This is a genomic window from Mariniradius saccharolyticus AK6, from assembly GCF_000330725.2.
In the GTDB taxonomy this organism is placed as follows: Bacteria; Bacteroidota; Bacteroidia; order Cytophagales; family Cyclobacteriaceae; genus Mariniradius; species Mariniradius saccharolyticus.
The window spans coordinates 172,765-193,451 of record NZ_AMZY02000018.1; the positions used below are offsets into that span (position 1 = coordinate 172,765).

At 47.8% G+C, this 20,687-nt stretch carries 18 protein-coding genes; 1 reads left to right on the forward strand and 17 read right to left on the reverse strand.

Annotation, left to right across the window (positions count from 1 at the left end):
- Positions 1-44: 44 nt before the first annotated feature.
- Positions 45-1,424: a linear amide C-N hydrolase gene (locus C943_RS17380; protein WP_008630491.1), complete on the reverse strand. Its 1,380-nt coding sequence runs from the start codon at positions 1,422-1,424 to the stop codon at positions 45-47.
- A 328-nt stretch (positions 1,425-1,752) separates the two neighbouring features.
- Between C943_RS17380 and C943_RS17385 the strand changes: the two genes are divergently transcribed.
- Positions 1,753-3,276 carry a sulfatase family protein gene (locus C943_RS17385; RefSeq protein ID WP_008630492.1) on the forward strand — a complete coding sequence of 508 codons (1,524 nt, stop codon included), beginning with the start codon at positions 1,753-1,755 and terminating at the stop codon, positions 3,274-3,276.
- 25 nt (positions 3,277-3,301) lie between these two features.
- On the opposite strand, the gene msrB is transcribed toward C943_RS17385, so the two are convergent.
- The 16 genes from msrB to C943_RS17470 all read right to left on the reverse strand — a co-directional run bounded on the left by msrB (position 3,302) and on the right by C943_RS17470 (position 20,612).
- A complete protein-coding gene (gene msrB, locus C943_RS17390; protein ID WP_008630493.1) occupies positions 3,302-3,724 on the reverse strand; it encodes a peptide-methionine (R)-S-oxide reductase MsrB in 423 nt (140 codons plus the stop codon).
- A gap of 109 nt (positions 3,725-3,833) precedes the next feature.
- Positions 3,834-5,432, reverse strand: coding sequence for a GMC family oxidoreductase (locus C943_RS17395; protein ID WP_008630494.1), 1,599 nt, complete (start codon positions 5,430-5,432; stop codon positions 3,834-3,836).
- Between the two features lie 85 nt (positions 5,433-5,517).
- Complete coding sequence (locus C943_RS17400) at positions 5,518-7,200, reverse strand: long-chain-fatty-acid--CoA ligase (protein WP_008630495.1); 1,683 nt, start codon at positions 7,198-7,200, stop codon at positions 5,518-5,520.
- A gap of 153 nt (positions 7,201-7,353) precedes the next feature.
- Entirely contained in the window at positions 7,354-8,511 is a 1,158-nt protein-coding gene (locus tag C943_RS17405; RefSeq protein ID WP_008630496.1) for an acyl-CoA dehydrogenase family protein, read from the reverse strand.
- A gap of 222 nt (positions 8,512-8,733) precedes the next feature.
- Entirely contained in the window at positions 8,734-10,170 is a 1,437-nt protein-coding gene (locus C943_RS17410; protein ID WP_008630497.1) for a sulfatase family protein, read from the reverse strand.
- On the reverse strand, positions 10,171-10,614 hold the full coding sequence (locus tag C943_RS17415; RefSeq protein WP_008630498.1) for a DinB family protein: 444 nt from the start codon (positions 10,612-10,614) through the stop codon (positions 10,171-10,173).
- 4 nt (positions 10,615-10,618) lie between these two features.
- Positions 10,619-11,710, reverse strand: coding sequence for a 6-phosphofructokinase (locus C943_RS17420; RefSeq protein ID WP_008630499.1), 1,092 nt, complete (start codon positions 11,708-11,710; stop codon positions 10,619-10,621).
- Between the two features lie 205 nt (positions 11,711-11,915).
- Positions 11,916-12,770 (reverse strand): alpha/beta fold hydrolase, encoded by an 855-nt coding sequence (locus tag C943_RS17425; protein ID WP_008630500.1) that lies wholly within the window; start codon positions 12,768-12,770, stop codon positions 11,916-11,918.
- A gap of 69 nt (positions 12,771-12,839) precedes the next feature.
- Positions 12,840-13,406, reverse strand: coding sequence for a Crp/Fnr family transcriptional regulator (locus C943_RS17430; protein ID WP_008630501.1), 567 nt, complete (start codon positions 13,404-13,406; stop codon positions 12,840-12,842).
- A 106-nt stretch (positions 13,407-13,512) separates the two neighbouring features.
- Complete coding sequence (locus C943_RS17435) at positions 13,513-14,010, reverse strand: nuclear transport factor 2 family protein (protein WP_008630502.1); 498 nt, start codon at positions 14,008-14,010, stop codon at positions 13,513-13,515.
- A 74-nt stretch (positions 14,011-14,084) separates the two neighbouring features.
- Complete coding sequence (locus C943_RS17440) at positions 14,085-14,894, reverse strand: metallophosphoesterase family protein (RefSeq protein WP_040481148.1); 810 nt, start codon at positions 14,892-14,894, stop codon at positions 14,085-14,087.
- 76 nt (positions 14,895-14,970) lie between these two features.
- The gene (locus tag C943_RS17445) at positions 14,971-15,906 is read right to left on the reverse strand and encodes a DUF1593 domain-containing protein (protein ID WP_211208896.1); all 936 of its coding nucleotides are present in this window, start codon (positions 15,904-15,906) and stop codon (positions 14,971-14,973) included.
- A 125-nt stretch (positions 15,907-16,031) separates the two neighbouring features.
- Positions 16,032-17,048, reverse strand: a complete 1,017-nt coding sequence (locus C943_RS17450; RefSeq protein WP_008630506.1) for an alkaline phosphatase D family protein — start codon at positions 17,046-17,048, stop codon at positions 16,032-16,034.
- A gap of 511 nt (positions 17,049-17,559) precedes the next feature.
- Complete coding sequence (locus C943_RS17460; RefSeq protein ID WP_008630507.1) at positions 17,560-17,889, reverse strand: hypothetical protein; 330 nt, start codon at positions 17,887-17,889, stop codon at positions 17,560-17,562.
- A 426-nt stretch (positions 17,890-18,315) separates the two neighbouring features.
- A complete protein-coding gene (locus C943_RS17465; RefSeq protein ID WP_008630508.1) occupies positions 18,316-19,527 on the reverse strand; it encodes an Nramp family divalent metal transporter in 1,212 nt (403 codons plus the stop codon).
- Positions 19,524-20,612 (reverse strand): DUF2891 domain-containing protein, encoded by a 1,089-nt coding sequence (locus tag C943_RS17470; RefSeq protein WP_008630509.1) that lies wholly within the window; start codon positions 20,610-20,612, stop codon positions 19,524-19,526. The genes C943_RS17465 and C943_RS17470 overlap by 4 nt, the downstream gene beginning before the upstream one ends.
- Positions 20,613-20,687: the final 75 nt, after the last annotated feature.

The following is a 20,687-nucleotide window of genomic DNA, read 5'->3' on the forward strand; positions in this document are numbered from 1 at the left end:
CCAGCCTATTGTATTTTTGAGTGGGATTTTCGTTTACCAGGCTCTTATTTAATTCTGACGGTGATATCAGCAGCCGTTCTTAAATCAATTTTTGCATCTACATACCTTGGGATATTCCCGGAATGGAGACTTTGTGTTCTGAGAAAAGAGAAGCCGTTTGAATGTGCGTCAATTTTTGCCTCAAGGTTACCTTTGAATTCGGTGTCCTGAAAACAGGCTATGGCTAACTGCGCCTTCGGCATATTGTAGATCACGCGAATGGTTTCTTTTTTTTCGACAATAAACTGTCCGGACTTCACCCCCAAACCGGCCTGATTTGGCTGCTGATCTGGTTTGAATATATAACTAACGATTCCTGAAGGCTTGTTTGTCACGAACTTCACCACTAAGTCCACTTGGTTTTGGGTGTAGACGGTATCTAAAATTGATATTGAGGGATCTATCATGTGTTGGACTAGCGAAGCCTCGTCCAGCCTCAATCGATCATATTTAAGTCCCAAAGCGAGCAGGTTTGCATGTGTACCTTGGTTCATAGGATTCCAATTGATGGATTTTGTTTGAATTGGACTCGCCAAACTCGTTGAATTAGATTCAAAATCAAAGTCCGCCAAACAAACCTGCCGGGTTTGGGGATATGAATTTGTCTTGATATAAATGCACCTTTCCTCGAGGTCATACACGACTCCCCATTGGGTTTTCTGTTGCCCAGCCTTGTTTGCGGAAATATCCAATAGATCAAAGCTTAGGTTTACATTCATCTGAGGGATAGCACCCAGGTGCCCCATCAAAAGCATGTATTTGTTCAAAGAGCTATTTTCTGATTTGGCAGATTTGTCTTCGCTTTGAGAAAAATACTTCTGGGCAACTTCGCTCGATACCTGAGTCATGACTTGGAATTCACCCTGTTTTTCGGAAAACCTAACCTCACCATCTACAAAATCGATGACCGCCGAAAAACCGCATGGGTCTGCAATCAGGTAATGTACGGTTTCCAAGGGGCGTATGCGAAGCCGATGGATATTTGCAATTACCTCACTCACCGACCCAAAGTTGTCCAGTTGATATTGGATCCACTCAAGCTCTGAAATACTTGGAGCATTTGTTTCGGGATATTCACTCGTACCCAGAAAGAGGTGCTCCACGACCAATCCTGCTTCGTTGATTCCACCGACGGGAAACTCCTTTCCCAATTGATTTATCGTAATCGACCCGTAAATGGAAGTCCAAGAGGCCTTTTCTCCGGCATGAAAGCCGTAAGCGATCTTTCTCTGCCCGGGCAGGTTTTGTATCAGAATGCCATGTCCGCTTTTCGAGTCATGATTTTTGGCCAAAATACCCTTGGTACCATGTACGAAAAAGGCAGTATTGGCAAAGCACTCAATGAATGCCAAAGACAGCAACAGTGTAACGATGTAAGCCTTCATTTTTACCAAAAATTGAAAACCAGTCAATTGAATTGAATATTGTTCAATTATTTTACTGGTTTATGGGTGAATGATGAGAGATAGATTTTATTCTCTGATTAATTTTTCTGTAAATATATAAAAAAATGTATTTTAAATACAAATTAAATTTCTACATGTGAAAATAAACCGAGACTTTAAATACTTTCCGCTAAGGCATTTACTCAAACAGGAGTGGTCGACATTAGCTGTAAGGTCATCTCTTCAGGTTGACAATCGCTAATTGAGAGTAATGAGATCGCCCTAAATCGCCGAAAAAGTTTAATTTCGATCCAATCCTCTTGCTTATATGAAAATCCTCTTTGCGATATCTATACTTTTGTCCGGGTTTGTGCCAAAAGCCGAGTCAAGTCAGACTTCAAGGCCTAATATTTTATTCATCATTGCGGATGACTGGTCTTTCCCGCATGCAGGTATCTATGGAGACAAGGTTGCGCGGACCCCAACCTTTGACAGGATTGGGACCGAAGGGGCGGTTTTTTTCAATGCCTTTACAGCTGCTCCGTCTTGTTCTCCTGCACGCGCAGCAGTCTTGACCGGCAAATATCCGCATCAATTGGAGAGTGGTGGCAACCTGTGGTCCGAATGGCCTGCCGAGTTTCCCACCTATGTCGACTTGGCAGAGAAGAACGGATATTTCGTTGGTTCCACACGAAAAGGATGGGGTCCGGGAGATTTTCAGGTATCCGGTCTTTCGGATAACCCAGCAGGAAAGAATTTTGAAGATTTTGACGCTTTCCTTACTGAAAGACCTAAAGACAAGCCCTTTGTGTTTTGGTTTGGAAGTCATGATCCGCACCGGGATTACGAGGCCAATACCGGAATAAAGGCGGGGATGAGGTTGGAGGACGTTGATGTTCCTGGATTTCTACCGGATCTTGCATGCGTAAGGAACGATATTTTGGATTACTATTTTGAAGTTGAGCGTTTTGACAGGGAGTGTGGGAATTTGATCGCGACCTTGGAGCGAATCGGCGAATTGGATAATACTGTCGTCGTCATTACCTCAGATAATGGGATGCCGTTTCCAAGATCAAAGGCAAATCTTTATGATTTTGGCGTAAAGGTACCTTTAGCTATTCGGTGGCCTACGAAGATTCGAGCAGGCACCAAAATCGAGAGTTTTGTTAACTTGATCGATTTGGCGCCATCATTTTTGGAAGCGATGGGGATTCCGATTCCAAATATGAGTGGAGACAGTCTTTGGCCCTTGTTCGCTGCGACCCAACCCGGCAAGGCTGAGGTATTTTTGGAAAGAGAGCGGCATGCCAATGTCAGAAAGGGAAACCTCAGCTATCCAGTTAGGGCTGTTCGAACCGATCGATATCTCTACATCCGAAATATGATGCCAGATCGCTTGCCATCGGGAGATCCCCATGTACACCAGTCAGTAGGCCAATACGGTGATGTAGACAATTCGATCACAAAATTTCTCATCATGCAGATGCAGGGCAAACAGAACAACGGACTTGATTTCTTTGAACTATCGTTTGGCTTGAGACCAGAAGAAGAACTGTACGATGTTGTGAAAGACCCCTACCAGCTAAATAACCTCGCATACAGCAAAAAATACAGCCCTGTAAAGGAGGAACTCCGCGAGAAACTAACTAACTGGATGAGGGAAACGGGAGATCGAAGGTTTTCCGATCCTAAAAGTACCTATTGGGATGATTTGCGGTACACGCCTGATTATCAAATGAAAGATGTTGATGTAAGGTCTGAGATTGAGAAATACAGGATTGAACCTCCATTAGGGAAGTACTCGAAAACAGGCATTCCCTGTATCACTTTAAGTTCTGACGACAAACAATAGAAAGTCGAACGCGTCAACCGGCTGTTTATTGATCAGGTTTTTTGAAATCCATCGAAGCAGAGTTGATGCAGTAGCGGATACCGCCACGGTCCCTAGGTCCGTCTGGGAATCGATGTCCCAAGTGGCCGCCGCATTGCGCACAAAGGATTTCCTCCCTGATCATAAAGTGGGAATAGTCCATCTGCACCACGACGGCTTCTGGCTTGATGGGTTCAGTGAAGGATGGCCAACCGCAGCCGCTGTCATATTTTGCCGAAGAGTGGAAAATTTCATTTCCGCAGGCTTTGCATTCATAAATTCCCGTGTCCTTATTGAGGTAGTATTGTCCCGTAAATGGCCGCTCGGTGCCTTTTTCACGGAGAATATGGTAACTCATTGGATCGAGTTCCTTTTTCCATTCGGTCTCCTCTTTTTGGATAGGGAAGTCTATTTTCTGATTTTTTGCCATGGGATTTGCGGGATTGTTGAGTCCACGTTGTGTCTACCGGATTAACCGACAGGGTTTCATACTTGTTCACTGTTCCTGCCAGAAATATTGGTTAAATGAATATGCAGTATCAGGCATTCAGGACCATGTCGGCGGCTTTTTCGCCAATCATGATACAGGCGGCGTTGGTATTCCCGGAGATGATCGTAGGCATAATGGAAGCATCGGCGATTCTTAATCCCTTTATCCCGTGTACGCGCAATTTTTCATCTACCACGGATGCGTCATCCTGTCCCATCTTGCAGGTTCCGACGGGGTGATACAGTGTTTCCAGGCTTTTTCTTAAATGCCATTCCAGCGCGTCCTTCCGAAAATCCCAAGGCAGATAGACATTTCCTTGATGATATTGCTTAAGCGGAGATTGGTCCATGACTTCCTTTGCCTTTTTAAGGCCCCAAAGCAGTTTTTTGATATCCTCTTCCTGAGAAAGTAAGTTTGGCTGAATGATTGGTTCGGCCAGGGGATCTGCTGATTTCAGGCCAATAAAGCCTCGGCTTTCTGGTCGCAACAAGATTACCATGATGCTGAATCCCGACTCTTTGGGAAATGTCGATAAGTCATAAATGTCCGTGGAATAGTCTTCCGCGATTCCAGTCACCGCAAAGTGGAATTGGATATCTTGACGGCTGGACCTGCCATCTGACGACAAAAAGGCATTGGCTGTCAGGGGACTCTCTCCAAGTGGGCCTTTTTTGAAAAGCAGGTACCTGAACAAAGCCTTCCCCATTTCCAATGGCTTCAGGGTGTGGTTGTTGGTTGGGACATTGGAACGGGCGATCACGCCAGACCAGATGTGGTCCTGTAGGTTTTGTCCTACGCCCGGAAGGTGGTTTTTTGGCTCTATTCCAAAATGTCCGAGATAATCCCTATCGCCGATGCCGGAGAGTAGGAGGATTTGGGGAGATTGGATAGCTCCGGCCGAGAGGATGATTTCTTTTTCACATGTATAGGTCACTTTTTTGCCATCTTTGGTCAATACCTCTACCGCAACCGCCTTGTTGCCTTCCAGCACAATCCGTGATACCCTGCTGCCTGTTTTGACCGTGAGATTAGGCCTATTGAGAATCGGCTTCAAAAAGGCTGTCGCGGTACTTTGCCGTACATTGTTTTTGATGGTGAATTGGAGCATGGCGGCTCCGATTTGATCGGGACCGTTATAATCCGGGTTTTGTGGAATCCCCGAGGCTGAGCAGGCATCCAGGAATTTTTGTCCTAAAAAGTGGGGCTGTTTGGAATAACCCACATGAAGGGGTCCATTTTTGCCACAATATTTGGCATCCAGATTTTCGTTGTGTTCTGATTTTTGGAAAAATGGCAGTACATCCTTGTATGACCAACCTTTGTTCCCGAGTGCTTCCCATTCGTCAAAATCGGCCGGATTTCCCCTGACATAGGCCATGGCATTGGTGCTGCTGCTTCCGCCAAGGGTTTTGCCCCTAGGAATAAATATCCTACGTCCGTCAACATGTTCCTGTGGTTCTGTCCAAAACGCCCAATCTGTATCTGATCGATGAAGGTTGGTATAAGCACCGGGAATATGGATGTCTTTTTTGGTATCGGGATTTCCAGCCTCCAGAAGGAGCACGGAGTTTTTGGAATTTTCGGAAAGTCTGTTGGCAAGCACGCAGCCGGCCGAGCCCGCGCCGATAATGATATAGTCAAAGGTCATTTTGGGTGGTTATTATATGCCAGTCAAAAATTTAGGAAACTTCCCGAAATAAAAAAAGCAGGTATCTCTACCTGCTTTTATATGATTACCCCTCGAGGGTCTTTTCGTGCATCTCTTTGATCTTGCGACGAAGGATCTTTCCCACGTTGGTTTTTGGCAACTCGTCCGCGAAATAGACCTCCCTCGGTACCTTGTAATTGGTCAGCTGTGTTTTGCAATGTGCTATCAGTTCCTCTGCCGTCAAGGATTTATCTTTTGCGACCACATAGGCTACTACTTTTTCTGTTGACTTGTCGTCAGGCATACCGATCACACCTGTTTCTAATACTTTTGGATGAAGTGCAATGGCATTTTCAACTTCGTTGGGATAGACATTGAAGCCTGAGACAAGAATCATTTCTTTCTTCCTGTCTACGATCTTCAGAAATCCGTCTCCATCCATGACCGCGACATCCCCGGTTTTGAACCATTCGCCGTCCATCACTTTGGCGGTTTCGTCCGGTCTTTGCCAATATCCACGCATTACTTGAGGACCCTTGATACACAATTCCCCACGCTCTCCAATAGGCAGGTCATTTCCATTGTCGTCAATGATTTTCACGTCGGTATTCGGCAATGGTACCCCAATCGTGCCGATCCGTTCCGTGCCATCTATCGGGTTACATGTGGCGACAGGCGATGTTTCGGTCAATCCATAACCTTCCGCCAAGGGTACTCCCGTCACTTTCTGCCAACGCTCTGCGGTGGCTTGTTGCACGGCCATGCCGCCGCCCACAGCGATTTTCAGGGAACTGAAATCCAACTTGCCGAAAGCTTCCTGGTTCAGCAAACCATTAAACAATGTATTTACACCAGTGATGACTGTGAATTTATGTTTCCCAAGTTCCTTGATGAATCCGGCCATATCCCTTGGATTGGTAATCAGGACATTATGTGCACCGATTTTCATCATTGCCAGACAGTTGACAGTCAAGGCAAATATGTGATAAAGCGGAAGGGCGGTGATCACGATTTCTTCTCTTTCCCTCAACTTGGGCTTCATCCAAGCTGAGATCTGCTGCATGTTGGCGACGATATTGCCATGTGTCAATTCAGCGCCTTTGGATATCCCGGTGGTCCCGCCTGTATACTGCAAAAAGGCAAGGTCATTCAGCTTCATTTCCTCCTTTCGAAACTTGGATGCACTGCCTTTGGACATCACTTCCTTCCAGGAAATTGCTCGGGCAATCTGGTACGGTGGCACCATCTTTTTGACATACTTCACGACGAGGTTGACGATGACTCCTTTCAGACCGCCCAACATATCGCCCAATTCGGTAATGATGATATGTTTCGCCTTGATTTCGCTCCTAATCTTTTCAAGATTGGACGCAAAATTCGCCAAAATCACCACCACGTCCGCGCCTGCGTCCTCAAATTGATGCTTCATTTCCCGTGGTGTATAAAGCGGGTTGGCATTGACCACGACCATCCCCGCACGGAGCGTCCCGAAAAGCGCCACTGGATATTGTAGGCAATTGGGCATTTGGATTGCGACCCTTGTACCTTTCTTCAGGTTCAGATCATTCTGAAGGTAGGAGGCAAACTTTTTGGAATAATTGTCAACATCATTGAAGCTCAAGGTCTTGCCCATACACTCGTAGGCAATGGCATCTCCAAATTTCTTGACACTCTCTTCAAACAGGTTGACCACCGAATCGTAAGCTTCGACATTGACTTCAGGGTCCACGGCAGTGGGATAAAATTTAAACCAAGGGAAGTTGTGCATATAGGAATTTTATTTTGGGTTTTGATTGATACAGGTTTGTAGATGAATGACTAAATATAGGCGATAATTGTTGTGTTTAAAAAAACAAAAAAACCACCTGCTCTCTGTTTGAGTGGTGGCTTTTTTGTTTGCAATTCGGCTCGATTTATTACCTCATTGCAATATCTTCCTCGCGATCAATTCTTTCATAATTTCATTGGTCCCCGCATAGATCCGCTGCACCCGCGCATCTGCAAATGCCCGGGCCACGGAGTATTCCCACATATAGCCATAGCCGCCGTGCAACTGCACACATTCGTCGGAAACCCAACATTGGAGTTCCGTCATCAGATACTTGGCCGAGGAAGCCATGGCTCCATCCAGTTTTCTGGCATTGTGCAGCATCACAAGCTGATCGGCGTAGATACGTCCCTGTTCGAGTTTGGCTCCCATCTCGGCCAGTTTGAACCGGGTGTTTTGGAAATCGGAAACCATCTTGCCAAAAGCCGGGCGGTTCTTTACGTATTCAACGGTGGACAAAAAGGCTGATTCGGCGAGCGAAACCGCTGCCAAGGCCACGATCAGCCTTTCCTGTGCCAACTCTGTCATCAAATATTTGAAGCCTTCTCCGACATTTCCCAAGAGGTTTTCCTTTGGGACTTTCACATCTTCAAAAAACAGTTCACAAGTATCTTGGGCATGCAACCCAACTTTTTCAAATGGAACTCCTTTGGAAAAACCAGCCATGGAATTGTCTATCAAAAACAAGCTGATCCCTTTGGCACCTTGTGTCGGATCTGTTTTGGCGGCTACTACGACTACATCGCAGAGGTAGCCGTTTGTGATGAAAGTTTTCGAGCCGTTGATCAGGTAATGGTCACCCTTGTCCTCAGCAGTCGCGCGAATTGCCTGTAAGTCTGAACCTGCACCCGGCTCGGTCATGGCGATCGCACCGATCATTTCCCCTGAAATCATCCCGGGAATGTATTTTGCCTTGGCAGCTTCAGTTCCGTAATGCAGTAGGTAGGGAAATACGATATCGCTGTGCAGAGGATAACCTATCGCCGGTCCCGAGCAACTGGAAAGCCCCAACTCCTCTATAAAAATGGCATTATAGCGGAAATCATCGATTCCCATGCCGCCATATTCCTCGGGAGCCTGCATGCAGAGGAAGCCGTTTTCGCCCAACTTCCTCCATGACTCCCTGCTGACCTGTTTGTTTTTTTCCCAAGCAGCATTGTTGGGGGTGATTTCTCGGGCAATGAAATCCCTTACACTCTGACGGAAAAGCTCATGTTCATCCGAAAAAATCGTTCTAGGCACTTGGTACATATATATTTGGGTTTGATGTTGTTCGAAATAGAAACCTAACAGATGCCGATACTCTCTGATATTGAGAGTAAAAGTAGAAAAACCCCAGTGTTCAGCCAAAGATTATTTTGTTGAACGAAGGTTATTGGATGCCGGCATGGATTTTTGCGCGGAATCAAAATGCTGAGGAGTGTTTTAACAAGAAGTCGAATGTGATGTTTTGCGCCTTTGTTTTTTCGGGTTTCAGTCAACCCGTCCTGGATTTCGGTTGTTCTTTCCATCCCGGTTCTGCAATGCGTCACCCATATCGATACGTACGGATTCGGCCAAGCGCAGCATCTTTTCGAGGATTTGCGATTGCTGAGCGATTAAGTTTGTTGTTTCGGAAGGATCACTAGTCACATGGTAAAGTTCCATTTCTTCCATCTTGATCATGTAGTAATCGATCGGTAAGCCATCGCTTCTCGGTGTTTGTCCCGGTACGAGACTTCTGTAGGAGTGGGGAAAATAAAGCTTCCAATCACCCATGACCATTGCCTGCAGTTCATTGCGGTTGTAATAGATGAAATAGGCCTCTTGTGGGCTTTTTGCTTTGGCGTCCAGGATCATCGTGCTGATGTCCTTTCCATCAATCGGTAGCTTCGGCAAATCCGCTCTCGTGAGCTTCGCAATCGTCGGTAGCATATCGATCGTCATCGCCGGGTTGGTCTGAACAGTTCCTGCGGGGATTTTCCCTTTCCAATACATCAAGGCCGGCACTTTGACGCCACCATCCCAAGAAGTGCCTTTTCCTTCACGCAGCGGATACGCGGAACCCGCATGCCCCGAAAAGGAAAGCCAAGGCCCGTTATCGGAGATGAAGATAACGAGTGTTTTTTCTTCCAAGCCATTGTCCCGAAGGGTTTTCAGAATCTGTCCCACCGACCAGTCGATCTCCATCAGGACATCTCCATAAAGTCCGCGTTTCGATTTTCCGCGGAATTTTTCCGAAACAAACAGCGGCACGTGCGGCATGGGATGGGCGAGATACAGGAAAAATGGCTGGTCTTTCTTCCGCTGGATAAAATTGACGGCCCGTTCTGTCAACTCGGTTGTCAATCTGCTTTGGTCATTGTGCAGCGTGTCCACGACATTATCATTGAAAAAAAGCGGAAGCGGGGGATAGTAGTTTTTTGTCTGAGGGTGCTGCGGCCACATGTCGTTTGAGTAGGGGATTCCATAGAATTCATCAAATCCCTGCTTTGTCGGAAGGAAAGGAGGGTGGTGTCCTAAATGCCATTTTCCAAACATGGCGGTCTGGTATCCTTGCTCTTTCAACATTTCTGCGATCGTGATTTCCTCAGGATTCAATCCATGCTTGGCAGTATGGTCCAATGCCCCGTGGATTCCCAGGCGATTGGCATACGTCCCCGTCAATAAGGACGCGCGGGAAGCGGAGCAAACTGCTTGGGAAACGTAGAAATTGGTGAATTTGACGCCGTTTTCGGCCATTTGGTCAAGGTTTGGGGTAGCAATATCCTCTGCTCCATAAGCACCCAAGTCCCCATAACCCATGTCATCGACGAATATCAGGATGACGTTGGGACGGTCTTGCGCCAAAGTGGGGAAGCTAATTGCCAAGGAAATCCAGAGCATCAGCATTCCCCATTTGAGCGGATTCCATGTTTTGACTTTGATCATCTACACATCCAGTAGCCTACGGTGATAATTTACCTGTCCCAAATGATAATTGAGGTGGCTTACCAAATGGAACATAAAGAACTCATAAGTCATCGGCTCGCCAAAAACGGCATGGGGATAGGTTGCATTGAACTTATCCTCCGGAAACATCAGTATCGTTTCCGTAATGACCTGGATAGTGCTGTCGATCTTTTCGAGCATGTCTTTTCTGGAAACTCCCCTCGTCGAAAATTCGGCATCCCGGTCACGCACGTATCCCGAATGCCCCATTACCGTGCCGATAAAATGGTTCAGATTACCGACCAAATGCAGCACCAAGGTACCCGTCGAATTCGAAATATTTCCCGCTACTTGCCAAATGACGGCTTCATCCGAATAGGCATTCAGTTCGGTCTTGAGCTTTTTTAAGTCCCTTTCAAACATGAAGATCAAGGTCTGTTTCATGGCGTTAGTCTCCAAATGTGATTCCCAATCCTTTGGCGCCTCGGACAATGAAGCTGTCGACGCCGACGTGGTTGTAGTTGCGGGTAGCTTCTTCCAGGGGCACGGAAATGAAGCTGTTGTTTTTAAAGGCCACCATTTTGCCAAAATCTCCTTCCATAACCATTTCAAATGCCTTGACCCCAAACAAGGATGCCAACACCCGATCAAAAGCCGTCGGAGTACCACCACGCTGGGTATGACCGAGGACTGTTTCCCGAATCTCTGCCCGCACGCCTGCATCTTTCAATTGCTGGGAAAGCTGGAATGCCACACCCCCGAGACGCACATGCCGCGAACCTTCCTCACCCTGACGCGCCACAATGCTGCCCGCCTTTGGCTTGGCGCCTTCTGCAATGACAATACAGACAAACCCACGCCCTTTCTCGTAGCGGGATTCGATCTTTTGCACGAGCTTTTCGATATCGTAGGGAATCTCAGGAATCAAACAAATCTCCGCGCCTCCTGCTATGGCCGTATGGATCGCGATCCAACCAGCATCCCGGCCCATTACCTCCATAATCATGACACGGTGGTGGCTTTCGGCAGTCGTGACCAATTTGTCAAAACTATCGGTCGCGATTTGCACGGCCGTTTGGAATCCAAATGTCATATCCGTCGCCGAGAGGTCGTTGTCAATCGTTTTGGGAACGCCGACGACTGGCAAGCCATGGTCGAAGAATGCCTTGGAGATCTTCTGGGAACCGTCTCCGCCGATGTTGATCACGGCATCGAAGCCCAAATCCTTGATGCGGTCGACAAACATCTTGGTCTTGTCTACCAGTTGGATATTTCCGTTCTCGTCCTTGACCGGATAGTGCAAAGGGTCGGCTTTGTTGGTGGTCTTGAGGATGGTTCCCCCTTTGATATGGATTCCGGCTGTCTTTTTTCCGGTCAATTTGACGATCCTGAGTGGATCCGTAAAGATGCCGTTGAAGGCTTCCATGCTACCATAAACTCCCCATTCTTTCGATTTTTTGGCTCTTTTGACAATACCTCTGATGACGGCATTCAGGCCGGGACAATCTCCGCCCCCAGTGGCCACTAAAAGTTTTTTCATTTGATTGGAGTAAATAATGATGAGAAGGCAACTTACAAAAAAGGGGAGAGATTTTTTAGGGGGCGTGGCAATTTGGCTATGCTTTACCAGATATGTAGACGATACCTGACGGTGAAACCATCTTGTCTTTTTAAGGAAAGGCTCGGTGAGGGGTAGAGAATTATGGTCTTTGCAAATACAAACCATGCAGGGAGGCCGGTCAAAATTAATGAAAACCCCTAATCGCCCGCGCTACCGCCTCAGGTTCTTCCTCCTGCGGAAAGTGCCCACAAGATGCAAGTTTCACGACAGAGGAATTTGGAAATCCGGAAACAAACTTCTCCAGGTTATGCGGTTTGACGGCAGGATCCTTCATCCCCCAAATGAAAAGCGTGGGTTTGTCGGAGATCAAATGCCGCTTTTCCCAAAGTCCTTCAAACCAGCCTTGATCGTGCAACAAGGACCTGGCAAATGCCAAGGCGCCATTGCGCTCGCCGGGACTGCTGAAGGGTTTTGTGTATTGTTTCAGCAGGTGTTTGGGGAGCTTTTTTTCCCCAAATGAACCCGGAAGGATAAACCGCGGGGAAAAATTCAGGTACCGGTATAGAAAGGGGAGAAGCGGGCTTTTCAAAATCCGGTTTAGCTTGATGAATTCGGGATCCTGTTCGCTGCTCCAAAGCCAAGAATTGAGAATGACGAGGCGCTTGACTTTTTCCGGATGGCGCATCGCAAAGTCCATTCCGATCGGACCTCCAAAGTCATGCAGCACCACCGTGATGTTGTCAAGCTGTAGGCCGCTGACAAAACGCTCCAAGGTCTTGCTGTGGTTTTGGGTCGAATAATCGTACCGCTCCGGCTTGTCCGAAAGTCCAAAACCCATATGGTCAATCGCAAGGCAGCGGAAATTCCCGCGGAGGTCCTTGATCACGTTTCTGAAATCAAAGCTCCAAGATGGTGTGCCATGGACAAAGAGCAAAGTTTGTCCCTTTCCTTCGTCGATGTAGTGCAGCCTGTGCCCGTCGATCTGGAAATAGTTTGGGGAAAAGGGGTATTCTGAGGTGTCCAACCAAGGAGTTTTCATCGCATTCGAATTTGTTTGTGAGACAAATCTCGCGCTCTCCCGGGACCCGATTCTTGGTCTAGACCAAGATCATATCTTGATGCGATTGTACAGCTTGCTGAAGTTGGTGGGATCGATACCCAGATAGGATGCGATCAACTTGTGCGGCACCAATTGTAAAAGCTGCGGGCTGCGTCGGCAAAATGCCCTGAAGCGCTCCTCTATGGTTAGGGAATGCAGCTCGACGTGCCTGTTCAGTACACCTGCCAATACCGCTTCGGTCATCTTCCGAAAAAGCCGCTCGATGTGTTGGGATTTGTCAAAAAGGTCCTGCAGGGCATCAAAGCTGATGGATTCCATCTCGCTGCGGGTCAGGCAACTCAGGAAGTACTTCGAAGGAGCCTGAAACTGAAAGGATTCAGGAATGGCGCAAAGGTTTGGCGGATAGGTGAAGGCGATGACCTGGGGCTTTTCCTTCAGGTCAAAGTAGGACACCTGCACACCTTCATTGACAAAATAAAGCTCCCGCTGTACCTGTCCGGGGACGATGATGTTTTCCCCCTTTTCAAAGGATTTCCTTCCCAATCTGGCGCGCAGCAGTTCATAATCCCGGGTCGGAATATCATGGAAAAGCCGGAAGTAATCGAGTCTGTCCATTTTTTTTTTGGGATTAGGGGTTACTATGAATTGGATATTTGAATTTGAAGGAGTTCTGAGAAAAGTGTATAACGGATCAACCAGCACTAAATCCCAAACCTTCGACCTAATCACCATCCTTTGGACCCAGATGGTCGTAACTCAGGACCTCGCTCAGTTTCCATGTTTCCCCGACCAAGATCCACACGTGGGTAAACTTCGCCGTGCTGGTCCAGAGGTCTTCCTTGCCCGCTTCCCGCAGGTAAAAATGATGGCTCCCGTGCTGGATAGCCCCGTACAATTGGCCGTTCTGGTACAGGGGAAAAACGGCAAGGCTGTTGGTGTCAACTTTCCTTATGGGCTTTTGGGGTCCGCCGGCGCAGAGGTTGTTTTTCACGTTTTGGAAGAAAGTATCCCTGTCCTGGAATCCACCTTGGTCGTGGAAAAACTTCAGGTCCGCGGTAATGTGTTCCTCCAAGTATTCGATATCACAGCGGTTGAAGCTGCGCTCAAAAAACGTACTGTCCTGCACCTGCATGGCGCGGAAAAGGGCGCTATTTCTGTCTTCCTGTGCATGGAGCGCAAGGCTCAGCAAAAGCAATAATGTGGTGAGGGTTGGTTTCATGGTGTCATAAAGGTAAGAGAATCGAATTCTACCCCATGGACAATCGCCAGAATCAATTCACTAGTGAAGAACAGTCAGTTCTTGAGCGTATGTCCATTGAGGATCGTTCCATCCTTGACCGTTTTGAGATAGCTGATGACTTTGCCGTCTTCACCCACTTCACAGACGCGGTAGGAGGGAAAGGGATTGCCCCAGTTGCCCCCGAAATGCCCAGACCATAGGAAGGGTTTTTTGCGGTAGATCATTTGCCCGTCCACGTCGTGGTCATGTCCGTGGAATGTCGCCCGCACATTCGGATAGAAAGTAACCAGGTCCAGAAAGGGTTTGCAGTCTACGCCGTGCCGAGTCCAATCATTTTGGGAGATATGGACAAATACAAAGACATGTTCGAGGGCTGAATACTCGTCCAGAATCTTTTTCGCATAGTCAAGATCTGCGCAGAGGTATTCTCCTTTCTCGTTGGAGCAATCGAGTAGGAGTATCCCCGATCCCTTTGCCTCAAAAGAGAAATTGGTCGTTTGTCCCATGACCTTTTGGAAGTCCTGTTCACTTACCCGGTCGTGATTGCCCCGGCAAACGTGGTGGGGGACCTGGAGTTGCCGATAGAAATCCTTCACTTCCGGCAACAGCTCCGGCTTATCATGGATCAGGTCTCCATTAAAAACGACAAAGTCCAAGTCCTTTTCCCGGTGTATGGCGTCGAAAAGGTTTTTGTGAAAGCCTTCAAAGTCTGTATTCGGTTGCCCCCAATGGCCATCTGAGGCAGTAATGAATTTGAGACGGGTGGCCTTTGGGAAATTCATTTTCCCATAAAGCACAAAGGGCATAGTCACTAATGAAGTGCCCGCCAATGCGAGTTTCTGTAAAAAAGGTCTTCGGTTCATGTAAGGAAAATAGAAAAAATACCCTCAGGATGAAATCAAAGGATGTTGCGTGATACAATTTCCCCTTGGTAATGCATCATTTTAACATTTCCATCCGCTCTTTCCAATCCTTCAAAAATTCTCGTCGATGCTTATTGACGGTTTTTGCGCCCGGACGCATGTTTTCAATCAATTCGGGATCAGCTCTATCTGTCCAATAATTTGGTCTATCATTCGATCGCATAAATGATCCTCCCCAATTTTCCCCTTCAGGATTTTCCGGATTACCCTGAAGCAGGTACAGCACACTCGGCGTATCGCCCATTTTGATGTCGGGTTTTTTCTCAAAAAACAGTTTCCCGAGATGGCCGAAATCCTTCACGAAGCTTTCCACGAAGGAGCTATTGCCCCAAGGCTCCTCCTGAACCCCTCCCATGTACATGCCTCGAAAGGTGGTATTGTTTTCTATCCACCAAAAGTCCGGATGATTGTTCCAGAGGTAATCCCGCGATTTTTGGTCCTGTTGCGTGTTCCAAGAACCGATCGAATACACACGAATTAACGGTTTGATTTCGGGATGAAAATGGATGGCTTGGGCCAAATCCGTCATCGATCCCCATACCAAGACATAGACTGGTTTGCCAAAATCGATGATTTGCTTGACCATGAACTCAGCGCCGGGGCTTAGCCTTTCGGGTGAAGGAGTGGTTTGGATTTCCGTTTCTCCTTGTCTGGATACTTTGCGAAGCTGAGCGGGCGAAGGATAGTCCAATCCACTGGCTTTCAGCTTTGGGAAATCCTCTTCATAGGCATCCAATACTTCCTCGATATCGCCCAGTCGGCCTTTGCCGGGAGGGGAGGAGATGATGCCTAGGGTCTCAAAACGATCAGCATAAAGTAGAAAATGCACCAGCGACTGGTGGTCATCCGGGTCGTCGCCACCAATATCCGTGGAAATGATGACGGGGATTTTTTCTTGTGAAAAGCCTGGAACAACAGCCGCAGTGAAAAAGATTACGAGGGACGACAGCAAATACTTTATTTTTTTATTATTTGATGGAAAGGGCATTTTCTTCTCAAAATGTGATTCCGGTGCGCTCGTTTGAAAAGTTCTCAACATTTATCGAAATTTTTCTATCACCGTATTTTTTGGGAATTTTATTGTAGTGGGATCTTTTGCGTGGCATACACTGCGCCGCCTTCTCCCTTGATTTCAAAAGTTATTTCTTGATTCTTCCAGTCGATCGTGGCCAATCCATAATTGAGCTTGGCGATTAGTTCGCCGACCCTGAACTGATTGGCTTCTTCTGCCGCGCCGCTCCAGGTATGGGTAAGCCCGCTGGATGTGATTTCATAGATTCCTTTTGGAAAACGCGCATCCCTCAGTTGCATGATTTCGGCGATGTGCCTGTCACCGCTGAGTAAAATGGGGTTTTGGACGCTGGAGGAAGCGATTACATCGAGCAGGCGCTCACGCTCATTTGGGAAATTGGCCCATTTCTCATAGGCGTGCTCTGTTGGTAAAAACTGGATTCCCGACACGATCAGGTTGATCCTTGCCGGACTTTCACGCAACTCCTTTTCCAGCCATTTCCATTGCGCATCTCCCAAAATGCCACCCTCGGGATTTGGCTGATAAACGCGATTTACACGTTCAAGCGTATCCCGAAAATAGCGGGCGTCCAAAAGAATCACCTTTACCTGTTCTCCCTCCTCACCAAAAATATGCGCCGAGTAGCCACCTTCACGGTTTCTCTCGGGGGCCTCGGCTGGGACACCGAGGAAATCAAACATAAGGTCCCGGGATTCTTTCTTTTGGGCGTAATGCTTTCCCGCATCATTTCTACCATAGTCATGATCGTCCCAAATACCGACAATCGGGACCTCCGCCCGGAGGCGCGCATAATCGGGGTGGGCATTCTGCCGCGCGTATTTGGCACGAAGCGTGTCCATGATAGGAGAGTCCCCATAGATATTATCTCCCATCCAAATCCACAAATCAGGACGGTCGTTGATGATTGGATTCCACAGGGGTTGGGGTACATCTTGCTTGTTGCAGGAGCCGAAAGCGATTTTTGTGATCGGGTTTTGATCTGAATTTTGCGCTCTCGTTTTGGCTGAAAGACCAATCAAAAGCACATTGGATAAGAACAACAATATTCGTATCGACTTCATGTGGAATAATTTTCAGGAAAATTGGAGACGGAATGCCTGGGAATGTACCCCATTAATCAAATTTAGCAATTTGTTAACGTTTGGACCTGGTTGGATTGGTCACTATCAACTCTTTTGTACAGTAAATAAGTTTTCAATTGCAATCCTGCCGGCGTGTTTACGCGGAAAATGTTTACTGCCTGTAAAAAACCAGACCATGGAGAGGGGACAAATTTTAATCCAAACCAGGGACTTCAAAAAAAAAGCCGCAAAATTTCGGTCTAATACAACATGGTTTCTATTTCAACACGAAACTTTTCATAAATAAGTAGAAACAGTGAGGTGAAAAGATGGAAATTCCAGTTTTTTCGGAATAATATTTGGGGATAATTTGCGTGGTAAATGCGAGGTGGGAAAGGCCGAAAGGGGGGGGCAACGCGAATATTAAAAATTGTCCAAATGATTGGTGTCTGCGCGATCCGGTCCCATAGCCCATGGTTTTAACCATGGGAGTGCCGTTTGGCAATTTGCACTATTTGGAAAAAATATCCTTGTCCCATTTTCGGTATTCGTAGTACTTGGCTTTGGGTTCACCAGTCCAGCCGTTAATGCCTTTTTTCTTGGGAAGGTAATAGCCGTGGATATAAACCAGGGGCAGGATGAAGGCGGAGAGAAAAATCATCGCACCGGATCTGCCAAACATGACGGAAATACCGCAGACGATGACCAATGTCAGGAGGTATTTGCCGACCCGGCGCACTTTTGGTGTCCGCTCCTCAAAATGTCCCAGCAGGATATTTCCCAAGGCATAGATGATGCTGACTACCGCGATTTCAAACCAAAGTGATGTTGTCGTCCACATAGGAGTTTGATTTTATTGGTGTAAGATAACAATCAGAATTGGGATTCAATTCGATGAATGACATCCCTCGTCCCTACCCTTGACAGAAATAATTTTCTCACCGGGCCCGATTCGAAATCGCGGCATCCGAGGCGTGAACCTTCGTGTTATTACCCTTCTGTAAACTCTAAATATTTAAAACTCCGGATGACGAAGCGAAAGCCCTCACTTAATACGAATGCTTCTGGATGGCGTAGCAATAACTCAATCCTTCGACTTCGCTCAAGAACCATCCTTCGACTGTGCTCAGGAACCAATAACTCAATAACAAATAACTTCTTTAGATCCCTCGTGCCTCGGGATGACCAAGTGAAGCTGAAGCAAGAGAATTACGTCTGTGCTTGGCGAAGCAATAACCCAATAACTCAATAACCCTTAACCAAACGCCTACCCCAAAACCTTCCAAACTCCCATTGCACCCAAACCCAGTGTAACCAACCACAGGCCAACTGCGAGGATATTCATCCAAGGGGAGTTGGTGGCATTTCCCATCAGGCTCTTGCGATTCACAAGCCAGAGGATGTAGGCAGAGACGAGGGGAAGAAGGGCACCGTTGGCGACTTGGGCTGCAGAAATGAGGAGCAGGGGCTTGATCCCGAAGGAGGAAAACACCAAGCCGAGCAGCAAAATGCCGGCCATGCTGATGCGCATATTTTTGGACTTGAGGTCCGAAGTCCATCCGAAGAGGTTGGCAATCACGATCGCTGCGGCAAGGGGTGCCGTCATGGCAGATGTCAATCCGGCAGCAAAGAGGCCAAAGGCCATCAGGTATTTTGCGCCTGTGCCCATGAGTACTTCGATTCCCTTGGCAAGGTCAGAGAATTGGCTGACTTCTAGGGCACCACCTTGTTTCCCCACAACCATGATCGCCATGGACACGATGCCCCCGAGCGTGACGGCGAGGACTGTATCGAACCGGATGTAGCGGATATCCTTGGGTTCGTGCCATTTTTTGGCTACCAGGTCCGCATGGAGAAATAGGTTGTACGGCACGACTGTGGTGCCTATCAGAGCGACAACAGTGAAAATTTTTTCGCCATTGGCCTTCGGAATAAAACCCTGTAAAAGTTCGATCCAGTCAGGCTTGGAAAGCACTGCGGTAACGATAAATGCAAGGCTCATCCCAATGACAAGTCCCGTGAGGACGTTGCCGATGGTTTTGAAACTACCTGTGAGCAGCAGGACCATGGCGAGCACACCGATCATCAGGTTGATAAGGTTAACCTTGAGCTGTCCGAGTGGTACAATCTTGGTTTCGACCGCAGCCTCAAGGCCGAGTGCGGCCCCGCTGATATTCCCGGCTTCGTAGGCTGCATTGCCGAGGACGATGGCCGCGAGGATCAGCGCGATGGAAAAGTAGCGCAAAATGCCTTTTTGAAGCGTTTCCGAAAGAACAGTGGCGAGGCCTTTTTGTGTAAAGAGTCCGATGCGGGCGGACATTTCCTGAAAGACGATCGTCACCAAGATCGAAAGCAGCATGGCCCAAAGCAGCTCATAGCCGAAATCCACGCCTGCCATGGTGCATACGGTGACTGTCCCCGGCCCGATGAATGCGGCCGCGATAACCGGACCGGGGCCGATGTATTTTCTCCAGCTCATGGTGCTTGCTGCAGGGCGTAAATGGCAAAACTCCCCAGCCAATGGGTGCCCTCATAGTTGTCATCGACGATGCTCGGGAGGGAATATTTGATATGAGCATTGGCAATGGCCATGAGATGGCCGTATTGTTCGGGGTATTCCTTGATCAAACCATAAAGTACCCAAGCCCTACTGAAGTTCAGACCGTCGAGGTGTACCAATTTGCCGTCGGTGCGGTCGCTGACCTTTCCTGGTTCGAGTGAAAATTCCGCCTTGGAGAGGTCTGGCAAAAAGCTGTTCAGCCAAGGGAGGAATTCCGCTTGCGGCAGGACCTTGCGCATGATGTCGAGTTCCTGGAAGCAGGGCGAAAGGAAATCGAATCCACTCGGTTCCCAGGTCAGCGGACAGTCCTTGTCGCCCATAAACCAATCCTTGGCACGGGACTCGATGAGGGATTTCAGGGGTGTGTTCTCGAGGGTTTTGGCATAATCGTAGGCGAGGGAAAGCCCGAATGCGATATTGGTATGCTCGCCGACGCGGATAGGATAGATGAGTTTGGGGAGAAATTCAAGGTATTTCTCCACCATGAGCTCAGTCAATGGCTGCAGGTTGGCTTCCATCTGCCGGGCTAATGGATCATCCCAAAGGTGGAGTTCCTCTGCGAGTTTCAGCACCCAAGCCCAGCCATAGGTTCTTTCGAAAGTCTTGTCAAAAGGTTCTTCGAAATAGGCCACTTCCACAGTGATGTTCTCCGCACTGAGGTTTTCAAGGAGTTTGGTCTTGATTGCCTCCTTGTTTTCCAAATCGGGAAACTGCCGCAGCAGACTCACCAGCATCCAATGCCCATGCACGCTCGAATGCCAGTCAAAACAACCATAAAAGGCGGGATGCAGCGCTTTGGGGCTTTTGAGTTCGGACTCATTTCCTATTGTTTGGTTGAGCTTGTTGGGATATTCCACCTGCAGGCAATGCATCGGCATAGCGGCAAGTCGGTTGGCTTCGGACAAAGTCAGCTTGATGGGTGCTTCGGGGGTGTTTTTTTGCTGCTGTTGGGTGCAGGAAAGAAGGAGAACAGAGATGAGGAATAGGAAGAAGAGGGGTTTCATGTTATCAGTATGGGATTGGAGACATAAGACACAAGAAGCAAGACACAAGAGCCTAGGTTTGGTTTTGCTGCTTTT